The organism is Paenibacillus sp. 01T422, from assembly GCF_056398785.1.
Genome location: NZ_JBFTQB010000787.1, coordinates 1 through 3683, shown reverse-complemented (window position 1 = coordinate 3683; position 3683 = coordinate 1). Strand labels below are relative to the sequence as shown.

Annotated in this window: 3 protein-coding genes and 1 pseudogene; 2 read left to right on the top strand and 2 right to left on the bottom strand. The window is 45.2% G+C overall.

What is annotated here, in order from left to right; genetic code table 11:
• Positions 1-777 (top strand): LacI family DNA-binding transcriptional regulator (locus AC1DUA_RS31225; RefSeq protein WP_477503445.1); only part of this gene is annotated, 777 nt, incomplete at its 5' end.
• A 44-nt stretch (positions 778-821) separates the two neighbouring features.
• Here the strand turns inward: AC1DUA_RS31225 and AC1DUA_RS31220 are convergent.
• Together AC1DUA_RS31220 and AC1DUA_RS31215 are read right to left on the bottom strand one after the other, a co-directional pair.
• Positions 822-2312, bottom strand: a complete 1491-nt coding sequence (locus tag AC1DUA_RS31220) for an alpha/beta fold hydrolase (RefSeq protein ID WP_477503444.1) — start codon at positions 2310-2312, stop codon at positions 822-824.
• Between the two features lie 153 nt (positions 2313-2465).
• Complete coding sequence (locus AC1DUA_RS31215; RefSeq protein ID WP_477503443.1) at positions 2466-3059, bottom strand: YopX family protein; 594 nt, start codon at positions 3057-3059, stop codon at positions 2466-2468.
• Between the two features lie 224 nt (positions 3060-3283).
• On the opposite strand from AC1DUA_RS31215, the pseudogene AC1DUA_RS31210 reads away from it, so the two are divergent.
• Positions 3284-3683, top strand: a pseudogene (locus tag AC1DUA_RS31210) (RluA family pseudouridine synthase); the annotation flags it as partial.

The following is a 3683-nucleotide window of genomic DNA, read 5'->3' as shown; positions in this document are numbered from 1 at the left end:
CTTCTGCAAGGCCTCCATGAGCGATTCATGGAATTCGGACATACCGTCCAGCCGCTGCTCATCCCGCCGGATCTGAAGCCATCGCACTTTGAAAGCTGGGCAGAAGATCAGGAGCTGCTATATGCAGAGGGAGTCTTCATCGCTCCGCGAATGAATCACGATCTGCTCGAGCAGAAGCTGCTGGAGCTGCCGCTGCCACGGATCTTGCTCAATTTCCCCCCTCCAGAATCCAGAGTGGACAGTGTCATTTGGGATGTTTACGAAGCGATGTTCCAGGCCGTGCGCAGGTTAGCCCGAATGGGACATCGGAATATTCTGTACGTGGGAGATACGCAAGATCAGAGGGGTTTTGTTATTCGATGGCAAGCGTTTTGCGAAGCAATGAAGGAAGCTGGCATTAGTGTTGATGCGCAGGACCACGCAACCAAACGCGATGGCGCAGACAGTTGGCTGCACGATGTCGAGCAGCTCTATCAGCAGCGCAAGCCGACGGCCGTTATTTGCGGCATCGACGAGGAGGCTGCGCCAGTGTACTATACTCTTCGCCGAATGGGCGCTCTAATTCCGCAGCAATGCTCATTTGTCGCGCTGCTCAACGAGCAGTCCGACACGCTCCCTCTGTGTTCACGCCCGCAGCTGCCCATCCGGGAATCAGGTTATCGCGCCGCAGACCGGATGCTCTGGCGGATTGCCAACCCCCATTTACCCTTTGAGCATGTGCGGCTGCAGGGCGAATTTTTCATGGGAAGCACACTATCTGTGCACAAGCATAAATAATCCCTGTCAAATAAAAAAAGAGGGCAGCTTGTCTAAGCTCCCTCTTACTCTTCTTCACTTATATAATAGTTAGCGAGCTTCCTAAATTCGGCAGCTTTCATTAGATTTCCTCTCTTCTTCTCCTGCTCAGACATCCAAGCCGCAAGAACGCCTAACCTGAATTCTGCGCTTGCTTTCTTCTCAATGAACCATTGGTCAAAAATACCTGGCATGATGACCTTCTGGCGCATAAAACGAAATAATCGATTACAGCTATCATACATTTCCGCTTCGTTATCTTCGTGATGCAAGGTTTCTTTGACATGTYCAAAAAAATCAAGAAGGTCGCACTCAATCTTGCCCTGCAGATATAATTGTTTACGATCCCTTTTCAAAATGGAGTTATGTTCTTGATCGTAAGTAAGCAACTTTTTCAAATAGTTAAGATATACTTTTAAATTTTTCAGGGCAATGGGCAACGGCAGTGTTGGAAAAATCGCATCACACAGATCTTCTCTGGTTGAAGAAGGGTGTAAAACCAAGTAGACTAAGATGTTTTGGGCATACCGTTTGTTCCATCCCTCCAAAATCTCCTGTCCATTCAAAGTCACTCGAAATCCGAACAAAAGTTCCACTTTCAGGACGGGTTCGATATTTTTTCTAACAGGGAGTAAGGTCTGCAAGAAAGAATCCCACATATGTTGGACGGAGGTTGCCATCTCCGATTGTTCCACGCTTTTGGCTACTGCTGCTGGACTATTCATCTGCCTTTGGATAAAACCCTTGATCCACTGCACCGTTACTTCAGGCTGATCGATAAATATCGCATTCCCGGCATGTGGAACGATATAAAACGTAGCATCCGGAATAAGCTCGGCCGTCATATTTTGGAAAGAAGAAGGATAAACTGTATCACATTCCCCAGCAAGCAGCAGGGTCGGACTTTGAATGAATGATAATTCGTTAATGGGCCGTTGCTCAATTTGCAATTGAAAAAGTTTGATGTAATTTTCAACAGGCACGTCTACATACATGTTATACAATCGCTGAGCTTCTTCATGCCAAAACGGATAGACCGTCAAGGAAGGGAGCAGGAAATGTTGGAGGATATAGCTCATGCCATATTTTTCAATCAAAGCAATATAGTTCTTAATGACATCGCCTCCACTCATCTCTGGAAACAACACATTAATCGAGATGAGGACGAGACACTTGACTAACTTCGGGTGCTGGATGGCAAAGAAAATGGCCAAAGCCCCTCCAAAACCATGTCCTATCAGATGAAAATCGGGTAGATTCAAGTGCCGAATCAGCGTATAAATATCATCGACAAATAGGTCCCATGAGATCTCGCCTAAGGTTGGTTCACTTTGTCCACATCCACGCAGATCAACAAGCAGAAGATGATAATCCTCTTTTAACCCGTCAATTAAATGTTCCCATTGTGAGGAGTCAAAACCGTTACCATGAAAAAAAACAATCGTTTCTTCGGAGTCGCGCGTGGATGTAATAAATTCGTAGTATAGGCTAACGCCATTGACTTGCGCAAAAGACACCGATGCACCACCATTCCATTCTATGTTAGGTTCTATCATATAAGGAACGGGACATTTAAACAATATGACTAGCTGTACAAAAATTTTTGGGGGATTCAAACTTTCAATACGAAAAAGCGCACTCCGCAGAGTGCACCTTCCAAAGCTTCCTATTTAGTTCGCAATGCGCATTGGCGTTTTGACAATAACCATAGCGTTGGCGATGGTAACTCTGTAACCCAGATTAACAGCCTCCGAAACAATCATGACAACTTGTTCTCGTTGCAAAGCGGTTGCTGGAAGGAACTTTTGGTAGACGATTAGCACATCCTCATACACCAACCCCAAAACTTCAAACGGTGGCAACACAGCGTTATAGTACTCATCAATGAAGGCATCGCTTTCTATGAACCCTACGTACCACACATAACGGCCTGGCCCCTGCTCAAAAGATCCCTCAATCCAGACAACGGGCTGAGAATCGATCGTATCAAAACCTAGGCCGGTTATGTGCAGCAGTGAGAATATTTCCATCGTCTTTTTATTTCGGTCAAAGAATGCGATATAATGGTTCGTCACCGCAAGAAAGCCCTGACTAGTGCCAGGGAGACTTGCATCTGTAAGGAAATGCGGCGTTTCGCTGGTTTGCTCCCGAACATATGTGGTTACTCTCGTTCTATACAAAAACGTTCTATACAAAAATTGAATCCCTTGTATGAAGATCCTGCGTGCTTGCCGGAACGTTATGAAATCGGTCGATTTTCCCATTTTGAAAAGTACCCGCCTTTCCATCTATGTAAGGAGCATAATCTATTGATCAGTTCTTACTATACGCTTTTGGCGGTTACACTAAAGTTACAGGAGTAGAGCTTTCCGCTTATGCACACAGGAATTTCCGTGCTAACGTTTCTATTGTTTTTATGAACATGATATATTGTTAGACATACACGATTAGATCGGCGTGCGTATTTATTGAAAAGGAGGTCATTTTTATGCCCAAAAAGCAAAGCAAACATCAAAGCCCTAGCAAAAACCAAAATCACAATCCCAAGCTCAAAATCAGTAAAAACCAAACGCATAAACCTGTTTCAATCAAGGCCGTCACGGAGGCAAATACTCGTCAGTATACGGTAAAGGAAGCAACGGAGCTGCTGCCCTTTTTATTGGAAAAGCTTTCCGGTGTAGGCAGAAATTCTGTGAAAGCCACCCTTGCCCGTGGTCAGGTATCAGTCAATGGAAAAGCCGTTACAGCTTACAATCACCCCCTGAAGCCTGAGCAAACGGTAACAATCAGCAAAGAGAAAATCGTGGAAAATATCCCCCTCGCTGGGATGTCCATTCTGCATGAAGATGAAGATGTTATCGTTATTCAAAAGGACACTGGGCTTCTAT

What these genes read in the sequence shown, in the direction of transcription:
- AC1DUA_RS31215 (WP_477503443.1), bottom strand. Translation starts at nt 3,059, where the DNA reads ATGGGAAAATCGACCGATTTCATAACGTTCCGGCAAGCACGCAGGATC.